At 43.5% G+C, this 20,980-nt stretch carries 16 protein-coding genes; 13 read left to right on the top strand and 3 right to left on the bottom strand.

Translation table 11 applies throughout. The annotated features are described in order from the left end of the window. Positions 1–58 precede the first annotated feature (58 nt). On the bottom strand, positions 59–841 hold the full coding sequence (locus ACUB3H_RS01860) for a dimethylarginine dimethylaminohydrolase family protein (protein ID WP_459128951.1): 783 nt from the start codon (positions 839–841) through the stop codon (positions 59–61). A 146-nt stretch (positions 842–987) separates the two neighbouring features. Here ACUB3H_RS01860 and ACUB3H_RS01855 point away from each other — a divergent pair, with 146 nt between their 5' ends. From ACUB3H_RS01855 to ACUB3H_RS01840, 4 genes are read left to right on the top strand one after another with little or no spacing between them, the layout of a single operon-like run. Beyond that, positions 988–1,641 carry a GntR family transcriptional regulator gene (locus ACUB3H_RS01855; protein ID WP_459128950.1) on the top strand — a complete coding sequence of 218 codons (654 nt, stop codon included), beginning with the start codon at positions 988–990 and terminating at the stop codon, positions 1,639–1,641. A 43-nt stretch (positions 1,642–1,684) separates the two neighbouring features. Beyond that, complete coding sequence (gene glpK / locus ACUB3H_RS01850) at positions 1,685–3,160, top strand: glycerol kinase GlpK (protein ID WP_459128949.1); 1,476 nt, start codon at positions 1,685–1,687, stop codon at positions 3,158–3,160. Further along, entirely contained in the window at positions 3,157–4,059 is a 903-nt protein-coding gene (locus ACUB3H_RS01845) for an alpha/beta fold hydrolase (RefSeq protein ID WP_459128948.1), read from the top strand. Before glpK ends, ACUB3H_RS01845 begins: the two co-directional genes overlap by 4 nt. Before the next feature lie 20 nt (positions 4,060–4,079). Then, positions 4,080–4,460, top strand: coding sequence for a RidA family protein (locus ACUB3H_RS01840; RefSeq protein WP_459128947.1), 381 nt, complete (start codon positions 4,080–4,082; stop codon positions 4,458–4,460). Between the two features lie 44 nt (positions 4,461–4,504). On the opposite strand, the gene ACUB3H_RS01835 is transcribed toward ACUB3H_RS01840, so the two are convergent. After that, positions 4,505–5,701 (bottom strand): pyridoxal phosphate-dependent aminotransferase, encoded by a 1,197-nt coding sequence (locus ACUB3H_RS01835; protein WP_459128946.1) that lies wholly within the window; start codon positions 5,699–5,701, stop codon positions 4,505–4,507. A gap of 90 nt (positions 5,702–5,791) precedes the next feature. Here ACUB3H_RS01835 and miaB point away from each other — a divergent pair, with 90 nt between their 5' ends. The 5 genes from miaB (at position 5,792) to ACUB3H_RS01810 (ending at position 13,130) form a co-directional block, all read left to right on the top strand. Beyond that, positions 5,792–7,171, top strand: a complete 1,380-nt coding sequence (gene miaB / locus ACUB3H_RS01830; protein WP_459128945.1) for a tRNA (N6-isopentenyl adenosine(37)-C2)-methylthiotransferase MiaB — start codon at positions 5,792–5,794, stop codon at positions 7,169–7,171. Beyond that, positions 7,159–9,657, top strand: a complete 2,499-nt coding sequence (mutS, locus tag ACUB3H_RS01825; RefSeq protein WP_459128944.1) for a DNA mismatch repair protein MutS — start codon at positions 7,159–7,161, stop codon at positions 9,655–9,657. The genes miaB and mutS overlap by 13 nt, the downstream gene beginning before the upstream one ends. Then, positions 9,644–11,332 (top strand): DNA mismatch repair endonuclease MutL, encoded by a 1,689-nt coding sequence (gene mutL / locus ACUB3H_RS01820; protein WP_459128943.1) that lies wholly within the window; start codon positions 9,644–9,646, stop codon positions 11,330–11,332. The genes mutS and mutL overlap by 14 nt, the downstream gene beginning before the upstream one ends. Before the next feature lie 580 nt (positions 11,333–11,912). Beyond that, entirely contained in the window at positions 11,913–12,839 is a 927-nt protein-coding gene (locus ACUB3H_RS01815) for a hypothetical protein (RefSeq protein WP_459128942.1), read from the top strand. A 12-nt stretch (positions 12,840–12,851) separates the two neighbouring features. After that, positions 12,852–13,130: a hypothetical protein gene (locus tag ACUB3H_RS01810; protein ID WP_459128941.1), complete on the top strand. Its 279-nt coding sequence runs from the start codon at positions 12,852–12,854 to the stop codon at positions 13,128–13,130. Between the two features lie 28 nt (positions 13,131–13,158). Here ACUB3H_RS01810 and ACUB3H_RS01805 read toward each other — a convergent pair whose 3' ends face one another. Beyond that, a complete protein-coding gene (locus tag ACUB3H_RS01805) occupies positions 13,159–14,355 on the bottom strand; it encodes an NAD(P)/FAD-dependent oxidoreductase (protein ID WP_459128940.1) in 1,197 nt (398 codons plus the stop codon). Between the two features lie 56 nt (positions 14,356–14,411). Between ACUB3H_RS01805 and ACUB3H_RS01800 the strand changes: the two genes are divergently transcribed. The 4 genes from ACUB3H_RS01800 to ACUB3H_RS01785 all read left to right on the top strand — a co-directional run bounded on the left by ACUB3H_RS01800 (position 14,412) and on the right by ACUB3H_RS01785 (position 20,977). Further along, complete coding sequence (locus tag ACUB3H_RS01800; RefSeq protein WP_459128939.1) at positions 14,412–15,239, top strand: tRNA (adenosine(37)-N6)-dimethylallyltransferase; 828 nt, start codon at positions 14,412–14,414, stop codon at positions 15,237–15,239. Continuing rightward, a complete protein-coding gene (gene hfq / locus ACUB3H_RS01795) occupies positions 15,236–15,472 on the top strand; it encodes an RNA chaperone Hfq (RefSeq protein WP_459128938.1) in 237 nt (78 codons plus the stop codon). The genes ACUB3H_RS01800 and hfq overlap by 4 nt, the downstream gene beginning before the upstream one ends. Next, entirely contained in the window at positions 15,459–16,706 is a 1,248-nt protein-coding gene (locus ACUB3H_RS01790) for a methionine gamma-lyase family protein (RefSeq protein WP_459128937.1), read from the top strand. Before hfq ends, ACUB3H_RS01790 begins: the two co-directional genes overlap by 14 nt. 71 nt (positions 16,707–16,777) lie before the next feature. Next, positions 16,778–20,977: an acyl-CoA dehydratase activase-related protein gene (locus ACUB3H_RS01785; protein ID WP_459128936.1), complete on the top strand. Its 4,200-nt coding sequence runs from the start codon at positions 16,778–16,780 to the stop codon at positions 20,975–20,977. Positions 20,978–20,980 lie beyond the last annotated feature (3 nt).

The raw sequence follows: 20,980 nt of genomic DNA, 5'->3' as shown, positions 1-20,980 counted from the left end.
CCTGGGCTGCGTTCTTACCTTTTTAAAGATTATTTATATCTCTTTCGTCACTTATCCATTATTTTAAAGATGAGAATCGTAATGATAGACAGCTTAGACCACCGTCGATCTTACGATATTCACTCGTATCGACGATGAGTACCTTGTAACCGAGCTTTTCCACTTCTTTCTTAACGGTTGGATAGCCATCAGCTACGATAACCCAGCCGTTCATCCAGATACAGTTTGCACCGTAAGCTTCTTCTTCAGGAACGATGATCTTGTTGAAGTCCTTGAAGTCTTCTTTTGTGATGAATTCACCACTTACGAGCATGTTGTTGTTCTCGATGTAGTTTACGCCTGTCTTAAGGTGAAGTACTTTTTCTAGCGGAACTTCTGATCCAGAGAGTCCCCATCCTTCGAGGATTTCGATAAATTGACGGATACCTTCTTCGTTGGTACGAGCGCTTCTGCCGATGTAGAAGTGATCTCCAACCATCATGACGTCTCCGCCTTCTAGTGTACCAGGAGCTTTGATGTAAGCAATTTTGTCTTCAGGGAAAAATTCTTTAATGGTGTCGATGATGTACTTAGGTTCTTCGTTTCTCGATTTAGCACCAGGATTCGTAATGATTGCACCCATTCTCGTAACAACAGCAGGATCTTCTACGAAGCAGCTATCTGGGAACTCTTCGAGTGCAGGAAGTACTGTGACTTCAACACCTGTCTTTTTGAGTGCTTCAATATAAGCGTCGTGTTGTTTGATGGCGAGATCGTAGTCTGGTTTACCTAGTTCTGGAGCGGAAGTGATGCCTTCTAGAAGGCTTCTTGATGGACGTCTTACGATTACATTTTGGAACATAATTTTTCTCCTTTTGGTTTGTATATTGCATACAATATCCTGAGATCATCATAGCAAAACCGTCTCGAAAATTCAAGAAATATTTGTAAGATGCATGGAGTAAATTAAAAAAATTCATGTATAATATATACAAAGAAAGAGGTATTATGGATTACTTATCACTACGTGACCATGTTTATGACTATTTAGTTCAAAAAATCAATTCTGGAGAACTCAATCCAGGTGACCGTATAAGAGAAGCTTTGTTAGCTGAAGAAATGGATATTTCAAGAACGCCTATTCGAGAAGCTCTCATTCAACTAGCGAGTGAAGGCATTATTGAGAACTTTCCTAGAAGAGGATTTAGAGTGAGTTCCTTGAATCTCGAAAAGGTACGACAAATTTATCAAGTCTTAGGTCTTCTCGATGGATTTATGGCTTCAAAGGTCGTACATCTTTTGACGGAAAAAGATTTCGATCTGATGCAAAAGTCGATCGAAAAGATGGATTCATTGATTCATAAGGGAGATGAAAACGGCTACTATGAAGAGCAGATGAGTTTTCATGACCAATATCTCTTAAAGTTCGACAATGAAGAGATGAGAAATACGTACTTTCGATTGAGAGCGATCTTTATTAGAAAGAGCTATCAGTTTAATTCACACGAAGATATGGAACGAATTCTTCTAAAGACGAATTCGGAACATAAAGAGATTCTGAAGCTCTTTAGAGAAAGAAAAGAAGATGAAATCTGTCACTATATTCTAAATGTCCACTGGAGTCCCATTCTAGCGGAATTCGACACGAATGAAAATAAATGAGGCTCGAGCCTCATTTTTTGTACCTTAAACTTTGGGAGGATTCATGAGTTACATTGTTTCAATCGATCAAGGCACGACTTCCTCTCGTGCCGTACTTGTAGATAAAGAGGGTAAGGCTGTAGCCATTTCCAGTTTGGAGACGACCCAATATCTCGAACATCCAGGTTGGGTGGAACAAGATCCCGATGACATCTTTCAAACGGTCTTAAAGACGTTAAAGGAAGTGACAAAAGGGAAAGAAAGTGAGATCGAAGGTGTCGGCATCACAAATCAGCGAGAGACGACGATCCTTTGGGACAGGGAGACGGGAAAGGCCGTCTACCGCGCTATCGTCTGGCAGTCGAGACAGTCTGAAAGCTACGTAGAGAGGATTCGTCGCGATAAGAAAAAGGATTGGATCCATGAAAAGACAGGTCTCATTGCAGACGCCTACTTCTGTGCGACAAAGATCGAATGGATTCTAGATCACGTCGAGGGACTGAGAGAGAGGGCTGAACGAGGAGACATTCTCTTTGGAACAGTCGACTGTTTTCTCGCCTGGAAATTAAGTAAGCATCGTCGACACATTACAGACGCCTCCAATGCCTCACGAACGATGCTCTTTAACATCCATGAAAACAACTGGGATGAAGAGCTACTCGAGTACTTTAACATTCCAAGAAAAATTCTTCCAGAAGTCGTCGATAACATGGGACCATTTGATCTCATGAATGATGAACTCACTGGACTTAGCTGTCCTTTAGCGAGCCTCATTGGTGACCAGCAGAGTGCCCTTTATGGTCAGCTTTGCTTTGAACCCGGCATGGTCAAGCAGACGTATGGAACGGGTGGCTTTGCGCTATTAAATTTAGGCGATCAACCGACGCTGTCGAATGCGGGGCTTTTAACGACGGTCGCTTGGAGTCTACGTGGAAAACTCACTTATGCTCTCGAAGGTAGCGTCTTTGTCGCAGGAAGTCTCATTCAGTGGCTTCGAGATCAACTGGGTATCATTGTCGATTCGAGTGAAACGGAAGCGATCGCTCGAAGTGTTTCAGATAATGGCGGTGTCGTCGTCGTTCCGGCTTTTAGTGGCTTAGGAGCTCCCTACTGGGACTACGAAGTTCGAGGATCGATCTTAGGCCTTACGAGAGCCTCCACCAAGGCTCACATCGTTCGAGCGAGCTTAGAAGCCATCGCCTTTCAGACGAGAGATGTCTTAGAGGTCATGAAAGAGGAGAGTGGCGTGAAGCTTCAAGTGTTAAAGGTCGACGGGGGAGCTGCGAAGAACAATTACCTTATGAGTTTTCAGTCGGATATTTTAAATACGACGCTAGAACGAATGAATTCCGTAGAAGCGACAGCATTAGGAGCAGCATTTCTTGCGGGCCTTGCCGTTGGCTTCTGGAAAGATCAAGAAGAGCTTAAAGACATGCTCACGGTAGAAAAGACCTTCTATCCACTCTTAGAAAAGAGTGAACGAAAGAAGCTTATTAAGCGTTGGGATAAGGCAGTAGCGGTGACAAGGAGGTTTGTATGAAAGAAAAGATTGAAGTATTAAGTTCAGATGGTTTAACGACACTTCATGGTTACGTGTGGAGAGCAGAAGGAGAGTGGGCGAGCCTTCAAATTGTCCACGGAATGATCGAATTCATCGGTCGCTATGAGACTTTTGCAGAGACGCTTTCTAAAGCTGGTATCACAGTTTTTGGCCACGATCAGCTCGGCCACGGTGAAAGCAGCGAACCCAACGGCTTTGGCCATACGGGAACGATGGAGAACTTGCTTCAAGATATCGAAATCATTAGAAATCTCGTTTCTCCAAAGACACCGACTATCTTACTCGGTCACAGCATGGGAAGCTTTGAAGCGAGAGCTATGATGAGAGACAGAAGCTATGCAGGCTTTATCGTCATGGGTACGGCCTTTTTTGACAAATCCTTCGTCAAAACGAGTCTCACCATGGCAAAGGTGCTTTCTCGCCTCATGGGAGGCAAGAAAGAAGCAAAGCTTCTTACGAATATGAGTCTCGGTTCTTACAATAATGGGATTAAAAATCCTGTGACGACCGTCGACTGGCTCACGAGAGATGTAGAAATCTGTAAGGTCTATGAAAAGGATCCTAGAAACAACTTCTACTTTACGAATGAGTCGTATGTAGAACTCATGAGACTCTTAGAGCACATTCATAGCGATGATTCTTACGAAGCTATAGACTTAGATAAGCCCGTCTTAATCGTCAGTGGAACGAAGGATCCCGTAGGAGACTTCGGAGAAGGACCGACGGCGCTCTTTAGAGAATACAAGAAGCGTGGCCTTAAAAATGTGATCCTCGAGGTCTTTCCCGAGATGCGCCATGAGATCTTAAATGAAATTGGAAAAGAAGAAGTCTATGAAGCGATTACTCGTTTCATCAAACGTTCTTTAAGAATGGTATAATAAGAAAAAAAGGAGGAAGTATGTTAGAAACATTCCATTCAGAACAAGCACCAAAGGCCATTGGACCTTACTGCCAAGCGATTAAAGCTGGAAACATGTATTTTTTATCGGGACAGACTCCGATTAATCCTGAAACAGGCGCACTCGTAAGTGAAGACATTACAGAGCAAACAAAGCAAGTCTTTAAGAACATCGAAGCTGTATTAAAGGCAGCTGGACTTACGAAAAACGACGTTGTAAAGAGCACCGTTTTCTTAAGCACCATGGATGACTTTAAGGCCATGAATGCAGTATATCAAGAGTTCTACGGCGATCACAAGCCAGCTCGAAGCGCTTTTGCAGTAAAGACCTTACCGCTAAACGCTAAAGTAGAGATCGAAACGATCGCTTATAAGGAATAAAAAAAGGCGTCTTCCTTTTTCAGGAAGACGCTTTTTTCGTTGAATTAAAGCGTTTTACCAGGATATTGCTCGAGAGCAACCTTTAGAACTGCCATAGCTTTTACGAGCTCTGATTGTTCGAGAACGTATGCCATACGAACTTCTTGAACACCGAGACCCTCTGTAGCATAGAAGCCTTCAGCTGGTGCAACCATGACCGTTTCTCCGTTATGAGAGAAGTCTTGGAGGAGCCAGAGTGCAAACTTCTCAGCGCTATCAACAGGTAGTTTTACGACAGCGTAGAAAGCTCCCTTTGGCATTTGTACAAGGACGCCAGGAATTTTTTGAAGTTCGCCGATCATGATGTCACGACGTTTTTGATACTCTTCACGGATTGGTGTGAAGTAGCTTGGGTCGAGCTTATAAAGAGCTGTAGCACCGATCATTTCTACCGTAGGAACGCAAAGTCTAGCCATAGCGAGCTTCATGACGTTCTTCATGAGGTCTACGTTCTTAGAAATGATGCAACCGATACGAGCGCCACAAGCGCTGAAACGCTTTGAAACGCTGTCGATGATGATGACGCGGTCTTCTACGTCAGCCATAGAAGCAAAGCTCGTTGCTTCGAGTCCATCGTATGCAAATTCACGATATACTTCGTCTGCGATAATGAAGAGGTCTTTTTCCTTTGCGATGTCGCAAATCATACGAACTTCATCATAGCTAAGTACAACACCTGTTGGGTTGGATGGATTACTTACGAGAATTGCTCTGGTCTTTGGTGTAATCTTCTTAAGCATTTCTTCCTTGGATGGAAGTGCAAAGCCGTTTTCTGGGCTTGTTGTAATAGCATTGATGCCTACGCCATATGGTGCAGCAAAGCCCATGTAGTTCGTGTAGTAAGGCTCAAAGACGACAATTTCTTCACCAGGATCACACGTAGCAAGTAGGCTAAAGATAATCGCTTCACTTCCTCCGTTTGTGACGATGACATTGTCTCTTGTGTACTCTACACCGAGGCGTTTGAAGTAGCCGATGAGAGCATCTTGAAGGTCGAGGGATCCTTGTGAGAGTGCGTATGCGAGTACAGGTTGATCAAAGCCCTTAATCGCATCAAAGAAAGCCTTTGGTGTTTCAATATCTGGTTGACCGATATTTAAGTGATAGACCTTGGTGCCTTTCTTTTTTGCTTCTTGAGCAAAAGGAACGAGCTTTCTGATGGGCGAATTTTGCATCGCAAGCACACGATTAGAAATCTTCATTTTTTCCTCCAGTCTGATTGTTTACATGTTACATTCATGGTATCATTTTCTACTTCAATCTTCAATGATATAATAGCTAAGGAGGTAAAAATGGAATTACCAGTGAAAGAACAACGCCCGAAGGATCAGGCGATCGAAATATTAAAAGAACTAACGAAGAAAACACCACTTACGTATTCAATTACGACCTTTGGTTGTCAGATGAACGATAGAGATTCAGAGACCATGAAGGGTCTACTCAATGAATGCGGATTCAAAGAAAGCCAAGAAGAACTTGCAGATATCATGCTCTATAATACGTGTGCTGTAAGAGAAAATGCCGAACAGCGCTTCTTTGGTCACATTGGAAACATGAAGCGCTTAAAGAGTGAAAAGAAAGAACTCATCGTAGGTGCTTGTGGATGCATGGTTCAACAGGAGCACATCCTTAAGGAACTAAAAGAGAAGCACTCGCACGTCGACTTAGTCTTTGGAACCCATAACTTCTATAAGCTTCCGAGCTTTCTCTTAAGAGTACTCGAAGATGGGGAGAGAGTCCTTGAGATCGAACCCGACGGTGCCATTCCAGAGGGACTTCCCATGGCTCGTGCCTTTTCGATGAAGGCCTTTGTAAACATCATGCAGGGCTGTAATAACTTCTGTAGTTACTGCATCGTTCCCTATACGAGGGGAAGAGAAGTGAGTCGTCCGGTTGAAAACATTGTAGAAGAGATTGAAGCTCTCGTCCGTGATGGCGTAAAAGAAGTGACGCTTTTAGGGCAAAACGTCAATAGCTACAAGAGCACCTTAGATTTTGCAGGTCTCTTAAGAAGAATCAACGAGATCGAAGGATTAAAACGCATTCGCTTTATGACAAGTCACCCCAAGGATTTTTCAGTGGAAGTCATAAAAGCCATGAGAGACTCAGATAAAGTGATGCCTTATGTCCATCTACCGCTTCAAAGTGGATCGAATAGAATTCTAAAACTCATGAACCGAAAGTATACGAGAGAAGACTACTTAGAAAAGGTGAAGACGCTTAAAGAGATGGTTCCCGATGTTGCGATCTCCACAGACCTCATCATCGGCTTTCCCACAGAAACGGACGAAGACGTCGATCAAACCATCGACATGATTCGAAAAGTCGATTATGATTCAGCCTTTACCTTTATCTATTCAAAGCGCGTCGGTACCCCTGCTGCCGTCATGGAAGGACAGTCTACAGACGAAGAAAAGCACGAAAGATTTGACCGTGCCTTAAAGGTATTAAATGAACTCGTCATCGAGAAAAACAGTAAGAAAGAAGGAAACATCTACGAGGTCTTAATCGATCGCTTTAACGAAGAGAGTGGATGCTTTGAGGGAAGAACGCCTCAGAATACGCTCGTTCAGATCGTTAAAGGCGAAGCAGAACTCGGAGATGTTGTAGAAGTAAAAATCACTAAGGCGAGAAAATTCTCATTGGAAGGAGAAGTTCTTTGTCGATCGTAAATTTGACGCCCATGATGCGTCAATATATGGAAATTAAAGCCGAGGTTCCAGATAAGATTCTCTTTTACAGGCTCGGTGACTTTTACGAGATGTTCTATGAAGATGCCGTCATCGCATCCAAGGAATTAGATCTCGTTTTGACGAGCCGCAATGCAGGAGAAGGGGAGAAAGCGCCGCTTTGTGGTGTTCCCTACCATGCGGCAGAATCTTACCTAGGAACACTCGTAAAAAAAGGATATAGTGTCGCAATCAGTGAACAGCTTGAAGATCCGCGCTTTGTAAAAGGACTCGTAAAGCGAGGAATCATTCGAATCGTAACGCCTGGAACGCTTACAGAAGAGTCAGAGCTTGAAAGCTCAAAGAACAACTTTCTCGTAAGTACCTATGAAGACGAAAAAGAAGCAGCCCTCGCATACATCGACCTTTCGAGCTTTGAGATCGTGCTCCTTGGTTTTTCAGGTGAGACGCGCCATCACGAACTCTTACGTGAGCTTCAAAGCCTAGAACCAGCGGAGATTCTAACAGAAACCGAGATGGGGTATCAGGCCTTTTCGGAAGAGACGGTCCTCTCTGAAAGATACTACAGAGACGATCTGAAGCTTAAAAACACGCTAAAGGTTCCTACGCTTGTAGATACGCTTTCGAAAGCCAAGAGAAAGGCACTCTTTAGCTTAATCGAGTACATCCTAGAGACACAGAGACTCTCTGAAGTCCGCTTCGATGTCACGGTGCAAAATGAAAAAAATTATCTCACCATCGATTCGGTTGCCATTCATAACTTAGAGCTCTTTGAGACCCTTCGTACGAAGGAGAAGAAGGGTTCTCTTTTAGGTGCCATCGATTCGACGAAAACGCCGATGGGTTCTCGTCTCTTAAAGGAATGGATCCGAAAACCTCTAAGAGATAAAGAGGAGATCGAAAGGCGCTATGCTCTAGTCGAGTGCTTTTTAGCACATGACACAGAACGTAGAGAGATCGTAAAAGGACTTCGTGAGATTCACGATATTGAGCGCATCTTAAGTAAGCTCGTCTTTGGATCTCTTCAGCCGAAGGATGTCAGGGCACTCGAAAGAAGTCTAGAGGGCGTAAAAGCCATCAATGAACCGCTAAAGGCTTTGACACTTAAACCTCTAGAGGCTTTTGAGCCTTTAGTAAAGCGCATGAAGGAGCTCTTTTTAGAGGATCTTCCTGCGACCATTAAGGATGGTGGATTTATTCGTCCAGAAGCAAATGAAGAGCTAAAGAGCTTCAGGGAAGTTCTCGAGCATGGCGACGACATGCTCCTTTCCATCGAAGCCAAAGAGCGAGAAGCGAGTGGCATTAAGAACTTAAGGATTAAGTTTAATAAGGTCTTTGGCTACTTTTTTGAAGTCACAAATAGCTACAAGGATTTCGTTCCTTCACACTTTATTAGAAAACAGACACTCGCAGGAAGTGAAAGATACTTTACAGAGGAACTAAAGGAGCTTGAAAATAAGATCCTTAATGCCAAGGAGCTTTCGATCGAGCTTGAAAAGAGCATCTATCAAGAATTCCTTGAGCTTTTAAAAGAAAACCACGAAGAGCTCCTCGTCCTTTCAAAGCGCGTAGCAAGTCTTGACGTGCTCGTAAGCTTTTCTGAAACGGCAAGAGCCAAGCACTATGTAAAACCAACCATAGGAACGGAATCGCTATTGATTACAGGAGGACGTCACCCCGTCGTAGAGGACATGATCGGAAGTGACCACTATGTGACAAACGACACGCTTCTTGATCATAAGGAGAATCAGTTTGCTATCATTACAGGCCCCAACATGGCAGGTAAGAGCACTTACTTAAGACAAGTGGCTCTCATCACACTTCTCGCTCACATGGGTTCCTTTGTTCCTGCAGAGGAAGCGAACATTCCTTTGATCGATCAAATTTTCACCCGAGTCGGTGCAAGCGACGACTTAGCGAGTGGTCAGTCGACCTTCTTAGTCGAGATGAATGAACTAGCACTCATCTTAAAGTCGTGCACCGATCATTCACTCGTCATCTTAGATGAAATCGGTCGAGGTACGAGCACCTACGATGGGCTTGCAATCGCCTGGGCAACGGTTGAATACCTCACAAAAGAAGTGAAGCCCTTTTCACTCTTTGCAACCCACTATCATGAACTCACGGAGATCGAAGAGCGAATAGAAGGCGTTAAAAACTACCGCATCGCCGTTCAAAAGATCGGAGAAGATCTCATCCTTTTAAGAAAGATCGTTCCCGGAAGAGCCCATCAGAGCTATGGAATCGAAGCTGCAAAGCTTGCAGGATTACCGAAGAGACTACTCGATCGAGCAGGTGAGATTTTAAAGAAACTCGAAGAAGTCGATACAGCGAGTGTAGAAAAGGTGAGTGAATCGAGTGAAGTCACAAAAGCACTCTTAGATCTTAATATCGATTCCTTAACGCCCATTGAAGCCCTTAATGTCTTAAATGATCTCGTAAAGTTGGTAAAAGATGAACGCCATTAAAAGACTCCCTACGGATATCGCGAATAAAATAGCAGCAGGAGAAGTCATTACAGAGCCCGTCGATGTCGTAAAAGAGCTCGTAGAAAATGCGCTCGATGCGAAGGCTACTAGAATTACTGTAGAACTACAGGAAGGTGGCATTCAGTCGATCGCAGTCATAGACGACGGCGATGGGATTCATGCCGATGACGCCTCGCTTCTCTTTGAACGTCATGCGACGAGTAAAATTGAATCCGCAAAGGATCTCTTTCAAGTGTCGAGCTTTGGCTTCCGCGGAGAAGCCTTGGCATCGATCGCAAGCATCAGTAAGATTCAGGTCTATTCACGCCATAAGGATGAGATGCAAGGTTTCCGCATTACAAAGTATGGACAGAATCTCATGGGAAATGAGCGTATTAGTAGAGAAAAAGGAACGAGAATCGAGGTCGAGGACCTCTTCTTTAACACGCCTGTAAGATCCCATTTCCTCGATAAGACGAAAACGCTAGAGCGTCATGTTACAGAGCTTATGGAAGCGATCGCCGTGAGTCATCCGGAAATTGAATTCCGCTACTTTGTAGACGACGAACTCGTCTTTCAAACGAGGGGAGATAGCGATGAGCTCTCTGCCATTGAAGAGATTTTTGGGGAAGAACTCACAAAAAATCTATTAGCTATCGATACACCCATTCAAAACGGACGAGTGAAGGGATATATCTCGAATCTCGCACTCACGAAGGGAACAAAGCGCTTCCAGTACGTCTTTGTAAACGGTCGTTATGTAAAGGATGGCCACTTCGACATGGCTCTAAAGAATGCCTACGAGGGACTTCTTATGCTCAGAAGATTTCCCGTGTGCTTCCTTTGGATCGATCTAAAAGTTTCAGATGTCGATGTCAACGTTCACCCGAGAAAGCTAGAAGTTCGAATTCGAGCCTACGAAGAGCTCATTAAGAGTTTGGGAGATACTTTAAGAGAAAGACTTCGAAAGAAGCAAGACTTTGTGCAAGTGAAAAGCGAACCGCCGAAGGTATTTGAACCCATACGAAACGTCGAACAGATCGATTTCTCTACGATCACGAAGAGGGAAGAGCCCACTGTTGTTAGAGAAGTGGTCGAAGTCTACGAAGAACCAAGCTATCACGACTTTATCGACAGGCTCTCATATATCGGACAAGCTTTTGACTCCTTTTTAATCTACCAAAGTGGTTCATCCATGTATCTCATGGATCAGCATGCTGCCCATGAAAAGGTGCTCTTTGAGCGCTTTATGAAAGAGTGGAAAGCATTAGAAGTAAACTCACAGCTTCTGCTCGTACCCTTTACGGTGGAACTTACGAGTGCAGAGAAGAGCCTCATCGATCTTGAAAAACTCGAACAAGCAGGCTTTGATGTCGAATTTTTTGGAGATAAGAAGCTCGTCATTCGTGCCATACCACACCTCTTTACAGAAGCACAAGCGAGAAGATTCTTAGATACCTACAGAACACACGTGATCGAAGAGAAGGTAGAGGACATCATCTTAATGAGCTGTAAGGCAGCCATTAAGAGTAATCATGCCCTAGATCCCTTAGAGGTAAAAACTCTACTTGAAGAATTAAAGACTTTGAAGGATCCTTATACGTGTCCACACGGAAGACCTATCTTTATCGAGATGACGCGTAGTGAGATTGAAAAGAGGTTTGAGAGAATATAGTAAACATGTGGAAATGAAAAGAATAGTAAAGTTATTGAGTTGACCATCTGTTCTATAGTTTGTATACTCTTTATTAATTAAAGAATCGGGAAATATTTCCGAACACAGCTATTCTTTTTTCGGTAGCAACTCTGTTATTCATCTTCGAAATTACTTCTCGTTCGTTGGCATTGGTGCTAAGTGATGAGAGGATGAGTTATGAATACAAATAGCCTAGAAGAAAGGAAAACAACTCCAAAGAGCTCCTAATTCTTGGTATTCTAATGGTGATCGATGACTTTTTTTGAAATATTCCGTTTATTAAATGGTTTCGTTCTAGAAAAAAATAAACTCCAAAGCTAAGCTTTGGGGTTTTTTTATTACTATACTTTCTGTTAAGAAGTTCCATTTGTTAAATAGTCTATGTGAATTAGTCCAATCAAAAGGCATCCCTTCACATTAAGACATAAGGTGAATTCGTGAATTAGTTCGAGATGATATAGTAAACATCATGGGATAAAAACTATAGAAAATATATTATGTTGACAAACTAGATAATAATCTATACAATCTTTAGTAACTAAAAGAAAGGAGAACATTCATGAAAAAAATTATCTGTTTTCTATTGGTTGCAACTCTCTTATTCAACCTCGGAGTTACTTGTGGCTACGCAGAATCGATTTCTAATCAAAGGTTTAATTTTCAAGGTGAAGTAATCCACCAAGAAATGGTAAAAGTGTCACAGGAAAATCAATTGTTAAGTCGTGACGGAACTTATTCAAAAGAAGTGCTTTCTACAACGTCAGCGAAAGAAAATGCCGATGGATCGTTCACAACCTTTCAATATTTAGGTAACAGACTTACCGATGAGCACACGACGGTACCAGGAAGTGGAGTAGTTAAACATACCTTCTATAAACCCAATGGTGAAGTGCATAGATATACAGAAAAATTAAGCTCTAGTTCCTCACCGAATTCAGTAGAACCCTTTGGATTTCCGGACTGGGAGAGTAAAAGACAAATGGGGAACATTTATTACAAGAGCCTTACAACTGGAGTTACCTACTCGATTAATGTGAAAATAAATGAGGAATACTATAAAAATAAAGTATTTCGTTTTGGGAAAGGGACTGCAAAAACATTAGCTGAATGGACGAGTAAAATATTATCAACTTGGTTGTTCATTGCTGACGGAATAAGCATTGCGAAAAAAATAATTTTTGATATTATCAAAGATAAAGTGTTAAGTCAAACAACAAATGCTTTATATACCGTTCTAATAACAAGGGATGTTGTTTGTGATTATAGTAATCAAATCTTCTATGGTAATGCGACTTCTCCGAGCAAAAATTATCCAGAAGGTAGGCTTGAAGGAACGTATGCAGTTGTAAACAATAATGGAAAGAAAAAGATTATCCGAGAAGGGTTTACCGTTAGTAATTGGAGGCAGGATACATTCGGGCGGTTACTGATGTACCAAGTGTTTGGAATTGATGAATCACCTACCTATTGGGTAGATGCAAAATAATTAGAGGGGGATATGGATAGATCTGATATATTCATCGGAATCGTTGTTTTGCTAACTGCAATTGGTCTCGCTTCAGATCACGAACCTACAATGAAATTGCTGTGGAAAGATAATCCACCTCCACCAGAGCAACTAAAAAAGTATATCGTAGATAATTTTGTCTTTGGTATCCTAATATTGATTGATGGGTTTTTGGGTTATATTTCATTCATTCATTACACTGTTTGGACCATTCTGATCCTTTTCGCTTTATATCGAATCTATGAATGGTTTCGTTCTAGAAAAAAATAAGCTCCAAAGCTAAGCTTTGGAGCTCTTTTTACATCACTTGACTTTTTTCTCTCTTTTCAACTACTGCTTTTTGTAATTCCATCGAACGGCCCGTATCTCCTAGAAGGATGGCTCCTACGAGATGATCGTCTTCAAAGAAGAGCTTTTGGTACTTCGTTACATCACTACCTGTAGTGATGGCTTCATACTTAGGATCGTCGAAGTTAATCATACCTACGCTAAAGATGCGCACTCCCAAACCACTGTAGAGGGTTGAAAGTGTCTGTGGTGGCATAGGGGTTTCTTTTCCGATCGCATTCATGGCAGCGATCTTACCGGAGTTCATTGCAAAAGGCCAGATGCCAAAGTAGGTGCCGCCGAATTCTGCCGTATCACCAGCTGCGTAGATGTCATCCTTTGTGGTCTTTAGGAAGGTGTCTACGATGACGCCACGGTTGACTTCGATTCCAGCATCTTTAATGAACGATACATTTGGACGAACGCCTACACTGAAGAGGACGAAGTCTGCAGGGATTTCTACGCCGTTTTTGGTCTTAACCTTTGTGAGTACACCGTTTTCATAGATGATCTCATCGGCAGTATCACCTAGGTGAAGGTCGATGTCGTGGTCGATGGCTTGCTTTTTAAGGAGCTCACTACTTACGCTATCGAGCTGGCGTGGGAGGAGTCTTGGAGCAAACTCAATGATCGATACGTGTACGCCTTTTTCTCTTAATTTCCAGGCGGCTTCAAGACCGAGTAATCCACCGCCGATGACGACTGCGTTCTTCATTGTAGGAAGTTTTTCCATAAGGATTAAGGCATCTCTGTAATCACGAAGGGTACCGATGCCATCGAAGTTTGTATAATTGTCTCCTGTGACGCTCGCTTCACTTTGACCAACGAGTTTTGTCTCTGGTACAAAGCTTGAGGATCCAAGAGCTAGAATGAGTTTGTCGTAAGGTACTTCTTTACTATCGGTTCGAACGATTTTCTTTTCAGGGTCGATTGCTACGACGCTTTCTTCAATGCGTGTAATGTTGTTCTTTTCGTAGTAATCCTCTGTGATCATGAAGAACTTATCTTCTGTCACTTCTCCAGCGATGAGTGCAGGGAGCATCGTTCTTCTGTAGGTTCTATAGGGTTCTTTTGTGATGAGAGTGATATCGGCACCCTCTTTTACTAATGTTTGGATGGCAGAAAGTCCAGCTACGCCACTTCCTGCGACGACTACCTTTGTATTCATTTTTTCTGACTCCTTTGATATACTTACAACATACTACTAATACCCAGGAGAATGATGTGCAAAAACCAATTTTAGCTCTTTTTGGCCCGACAGCCTCTGGAAAAACTGCACTTTCGATCGAACTTGCGAAACGAAATGACATGGAAATTGTTTCGATGGATTCGATGCAAATTTATCGCGGACTACACATTGGTAATGCGGCTCCAACGAGTGAGGAGTTACAGTCGGTTCCACATCACCTGGTGGGCTTTCAGGATCCTCTAGAACCCTTTACGGTAGCCGATTATAAGCGTCTCGCAAGAGAAGCCATTCAAGAGATCGATTCGAGAGGAAAAGGAGTCCTTCTCGTAGGAGGCACAGGCCTTTATCTTTCGAGCCTCGTCTATGACTTCTCCTTTCGAAAGGAGACGGAAGAAGAGGTCGAACTTCCAGAAGATGCACCCTTTGACACCAAGAATCCGAGAAAGCTCGAACGCTATTTAAAGACGGGTGTTGTGCATCAAAAGAGTGAGCGCGTCTTAAGTGACTTACCCATTTCTATTTTTTATCTCGATTTACCTCGAGACGTCCTACAAAAGCGTATTTTTACTCGAATTCGTGGTATGATAGACGCAGGATTAGTCGAAGAGGTCCGGTGGCTTTATAAGCTCGTAGGAGACAGTGAAAATCAGGCGCTAAAAGGCATAGGGTACAAGGAGTTTATCCCTTACATCAAGGGAGAATGCACCTTAGAGGAAGCGACAGAAAAGCTCTTTATTGCTACTCGTCAATATGCCAAACGACAGGTGACATGGATTAAACACCAATATCCATCTGTTACGAGAATCGATGGTTTGCTGGACACGAAGACACTCGTAGAAATCATAGAGAGGAGTTTCGTATGAAACAAAATTTAAACCTACAGGATCTCTTTTTGAATCAAGTTCGAAAAGAACACATGCCCATTACCATCTTTTTAGTTAGTGGCTACCAAATTCGTGGCCTCGTAAAGGGCTTCGACAGCTACACGATCGTCATCGACAGTGAAGGCACTCAAGAGATGATCTATAAGCATGCCATTAGTACTCTAATCCCTTCAAGACCTGTAAACTTCATGGAAGAAGATGATGCTGAATAAGTTTGGAATCTCTTCAACCGTTGTTGAGACTGTCCTCGATGCAGAAAAAAGCTTAGAGCCTCGTTTTAAGAGGCTCTCTTTTGTCCGCGAAAATAACAGTCTTAAGATCTTAAAGGCCATGCAAGAAAACATGCTATCGGATCAGCATTTCCACTGGTATACGGGTTATGCCTATGATGATCCAGGAAGAGCTGTCTTAGAAAAAATCTATGCCGATGTGTTTGGGGCAGAGGATGCACTCGTTCGTCCTCAAATTGCCTCGGGAACGCACGCACTTAGTTTAATGCTCTTTGGCATTCTTCGCCCAGGAGATCGCTTCGTCTGCATATCAGGAACTCCCTACGACACACTTCTTGGAATCATTTCGGGAAGTGAAGGAAGTCTTAGTGACTATGACATTCACTACGATGAGGTGCCTCTAAAGGACGGTACTTTTGATCGTGAGAAGATTAAAGAGGCGCTAGAGAAACCTACAAAGATGGTCTACATTCAGCGCTCTCAAGGCTATGCTTTCCGTCCGACCGTATCGATCGATGCACTAGAATCAATCATCGAATACGTTCGCACCATCTCTCCAGAAGTCATCGTTGCGGTAGACAACTGCTATGGAGAATTCACGGAGCTAAAGGAGCCTACGGAGGTTGGTGCCGACATCTCTGCAGGAAGCTTAATTAAGAACCCTGGTGGTGGACTCGCTCCGAGTGGTGGCTATCTTGTCGGAAGAAGGGATCTCATCGAAAAGGTGAGCTACAAACTCACATGTCCTGGTCTTGGTAAGGAGATTGGTGGCATGTTTGGCTTTACGAGAAACCTCCTTCAAGGACTTTTCTATGCACCAACAGTCGTTGAAAATGCCGTAAAGAGTGCACTTTTAACGGCCAAGGTCTTTGAAATGGAGGGCTATGAAGTCTATCCTAGTTCAGAGAGTGAACGAAGTGACATCATTCAAGCGATCCTTTTAAAGGATCCTAAAAAGGTCATCGCTTACTGTGAAGCCGTTCAGGCGTCAAGTCCTGTAGATAGCTTTGTCACGCCCGTTCCTTGGGCTATGCCAGGTTATCAGGATGAAGTCATCATGGCTGCAGGTACCTTTATTCAAGGGGCTTCCATCGAACTCAGTGCCGATGCACCAATGCGAGAGCCCTTTGTCGTCTACGTACAAGGGTCACTCCTCTACGAACAAGGAAAACTTTCTGTCATGAAAGCGCTGGAGAAGATTCGAGCTATTGGTTAGAAATTTAACACAATCTTTCTTTTGTTTTCAAACATAAGGAGTATATTGGGCATAGGAGCTCAGGAATAAAAATGATAAGAGTTGGATTAGATATAGGAAGTACGACGGTAAAACTCGTCGCACTAGATATGAATGATTCGGTTCTTTACAAAGAATATACGAGACACTTTTCTAGCATTCAGGAGACGATATTGACGCTCCTTAAGAATGCAGAACCCGTTCTCAAGGATGAAACCATCGCTGTCAATATCACTGGCAGTGGCGGTTTTTCTATTGCCCAAAAACTAGACTTTCCTTTTACGCAGGAAGTCATTAGTTCAGAAGAAGCCATCCGTACCCTCATTCCAGAAACTGATGTAGCCATCGAGCTCGGAGGAGAGGATGCAAAGATCACTTACTTCGACACCGTCATCGAACAGCGCATGAATGGTACGTGTGCTGGAGGTACAGGGTCATTTATCGATCAAATGGCGACGCTATTAAAGACGGATGCGAGTGGACTCAATGAACTTGCGAAACGCCATGAGACAATTTACCCCATCGCTTCTCGCTGTGGTGTCTTTGCGAAAAGTGACATACAGCCTCTATTAAACGATGGTGCGAGGAGGGAAGACGTCGCAGTAAGTGTCCTTCAAGCCGTTGTGAATCAGACGATTGCAGGACTCTCTCAAGGTAAGCCCATTCGTGGTAAAGTTGCCCTCTTAGGTGGTCCACTTTACTTTTTAAGTGAACTCAGGGAGCGCTTTAAAGAGACGCTAGGCCTTACAGATGAGACGATGATCGTTCCAGCAGACGCCCACTTTTTTGTAGCCTTAGGCGCCGCTCGACTTGCGCCTAGCGATAAGTCGTACCCATACTATGATCTCTTAAAGGACTTTACCGAGGTCGTCGTTAGAAAAGAAGATGACGAGCTCGATCTCGAGCCGCTTTTTAAGAGTGACGAAGAACTCGAAGCGTTCCGTGAAAGACATGGAAGGAAAAAAGCTCCTAGAAAAGACTTAGCTACGTATTCCGGGGAGAGCTTTTTAGGAATCGATGCTGGAAGCACGACGACCAAAGTCGTCCTTCTTAGCTCCGACGGTTCCATTCTCTTTGAGCACTATGGATCGAATCACGGAAATCCGCTTCGTTCAACGGTAGAGGTTCTCCTTTCACTCTATGAAAAGCTTCCTGATGATGTTCAGATTAAAGCTTCCTGTGTCACAGGATACGGTGAAGAACTCTTAAAAAATGCACTACAAGTGGACTTTGGTGAGATTGAGACGGTCTGTCATGCGAAGGCCGCAAGTTTCTTCTTACCAGAGGTCGACTTTGTCTTAGATATTGGTGGACAAGACATGAAGAGCATGTCTTTAAAAGACGGTGTCATTGAGCACATTATGCTGAACGAGGCTTGCTCTTCAGGTTGCGGTTCCTTTATAGAGACCTTCTCACGAAGTGTGAACCTTCCCGTAAAGGACTTTGCAACACTTGGTCTTAAAGCGGAAAGACCTGTAGACCTAGGAACGCGCTGTACGGTATTCATGAATAGTCGCGTAAAACAAGCTCAAAAGGAAGGGGCGAGCACGGCAGATATCTCGGCTGGAATCTCCCTTTCTGTCATAAAAAATGCACTTTATAAGGTCATACGCTTAAGAAGCCCTGAAGACTTAGGAAAGCACATCGTCGCTCAAGGTGGAACCTTCTATAACGATTCCGTGCTTCGAGCGATGGAAGAAGTATCAGGTCGAGAGGTCGTGCGTCCCGATATTGCAGGACTCATGGGAGCCTTTGGAGCAGCACTCATCGCAAAAGAGAATGCACAAAAAGAGAGTGCACTTCTACCATCTGAAAAGCTTCAATCCTTTTCCATTACGACCGAGGTCAAACGCTGTGAGAAGTGCACGAACCACTGTCTTTTAACAATCAATCACTTCCCAGGAGATAGAACTTATATCACGGGAAATCGCTGTGAAAGAGGGCGCGGAGAAGAAATCAAAGAAAAGCTTCCGAACCTCTATTCGTATAAATATAAGAGACTCTTCCAATATGTCCCCCTAAAGGATGCTCCAAGAGGATCCATCGGTATTCCAAGGACCTTAAATCTCTATGAAGACTATCCCTTCTGGTTTACCTTCTTTACGGAACTCGGTTATCGAGTCGAACTCAGTAGAAAGAGCTCACACGATCTCTTTTTAAAGGGCATGGATAGCATTCCTTCAGAGAGCGTGTGCTATCCTGCAAAACTCACACACGGTCACATTGAAGACCTCTTAGAAAGAGGCATTAAGAAGATTTTCTATCCTTGTGTACCCTTCATTCCGAAGGAAGACGAGGATGCTGGAAACCATTACAACTGTCCGATTGTTACGAGCTATCCGGAAACCTTAAGGGCAAACATCGAAGGCTTTAAGGACCCGAGTGTCAAATTTATGAATCCTTTCCTTCCTTTAGACGATGCTGAAAGGCTTCGTTACAGGCTCCATGAAGAGCTAAAGAGCGAAGGAATTCCGACGGAGGATATCGATAAAGCACTGATCGAAGCCCATCGAGAAAAGCGTGCCTTTTTAAGAGACATTGAAGAAGAGGGCGATCGCATCCTCGAATTCATTGAAAAGAATCACTTAAAGGGCATTGTCCTAGCTGGAAGACCGTATCACGTAGACCCTGAAATTCATCACGGTATCAGTGAAATGATCACTTCCATGGGCTTTCCCGTGCTCACTGAAGACAGTGTCTGTAAGTATGGTAAGCTCGAAAGACCCATTCGCGTCGTCGATCAGTGGGTCTACCATAACCGCATGTACCGGGCTGCACGCTTTGTAGCAGAACGAAGTGACTTAGAGCTCGTACAACTCGTAAGCTTTGGTTGTGGTCTCGATGCCATTACATCGGATCAAGTGAAGGAGATCTTAGAGCAGTACGGAAAGATCTACACCATGGTTAAGATCGATGAGATCAGTAACCTAGGTGCCGTTCGCATTCGCATTCGTTCCTTGATTGCAAGCCTCAAAGAACGCGACCGAAAGGCGTTTAAACCGAAGAAGATAAAGGAAAGTCCCAAGCGAGTTCTTTTTACTGAGAAAATGCGTGAGGAATACACCATCTTAGCTCCTCAGATGTCACCCATTCACTTTGAACTCATAGAACCTGCCGTAAGGAGCGAAGGGTATAACTTAGAGATCTTACCGTCAGTCGATCGAGAAGCCATTGATGTAGGGCTAAAGTACGTCCATAATGACGCATGTTATCCGACCATCATCACTGTCGGTCAGATGATGCATGCCCTCTTAAGCGGAAAGTATGATCTCAATAAGACGGCCGTCATCATTTCTCAGACGGGTGGTGGATGTCGTGCTACAAACTACATTGCTTTTATCCGTAAAGCCCTTCAGGATGCTAACCTCGGTCACATTCCTGTGATTAGCTTAAATGCCGTAGGTCTTGAAAAGCAGCCAGGTTTCAATGTGAGCTTATCGCTCTTAGAAAAGCTCATTCATGCGGTTATTTACGGCGATGTCTTTATGCGCGTTCTCTATAAGACGAGGCCCTATGAGATCGTGAAGGGAAGTGCCGATGCTCTCCATACCAAGTGGAAGGAGAGGGTCAAAAAAGACTTAAAGATCGGAAAGCACTTTAAGAAAAACCTCGAAGCCATCGTTCAAGAATTCGATGAGCTTCCAATCGATACATCCATTAAAAAGCCACGCGTCGGTGTCGTTGGAGAAATTCTCTTAAAGTTCCATCCAACCGCTAACAACCGTGTCGTAGAGCTCTTAGAGAGTGAGGGAGCAGAGGCTGTCGTTCCCGATCTTCTAGACTTCTTTTCCTACTGTGCCTATAATGCGACCTTTAAAGAAGAGTACTTAAGTGGTTCGAAGAAAACGCGTGTTTTAAGTGACATGAGTCTTCTTGCCCTCGAATGGAGTCGTAAGGAGATGCGAAAGGTGCTTAAAAAGAGTAAGCGCTTTAAGCCTCCAGTAGGAATAAAAAAACTCGCTAAAAAAGCGAGTCAAGTATTAAGTCTTGGAAATCAGACGGGAGAAGGTTGGTTCCTTACTGCAGAGATGATCGAACTCATAGAAAGTGGCGTAGAGAGCGTCCTCTGTCTTCAGCCTTTCGGATGCCTTCCGAATCACATTACAGGGAAGGGCATGGTAAAGGCCATAAGAGAGCGCTTTCCAGAAGCCAATATCGTTCCGATCGACTATGACCCGGGAGCGAGCGAGGTCAATCAGCTCAATCGAATTAAACTCATGCTACAAAGTAGCTATAGAAAAATGAATCGTTAATGA

The sequence above is a fragment of the Guggenheimella bovis genome (assembly GCF_054492335.1).
This window is presented reverse-complemented; position numbering and strand designations above follow the sequence as displayed.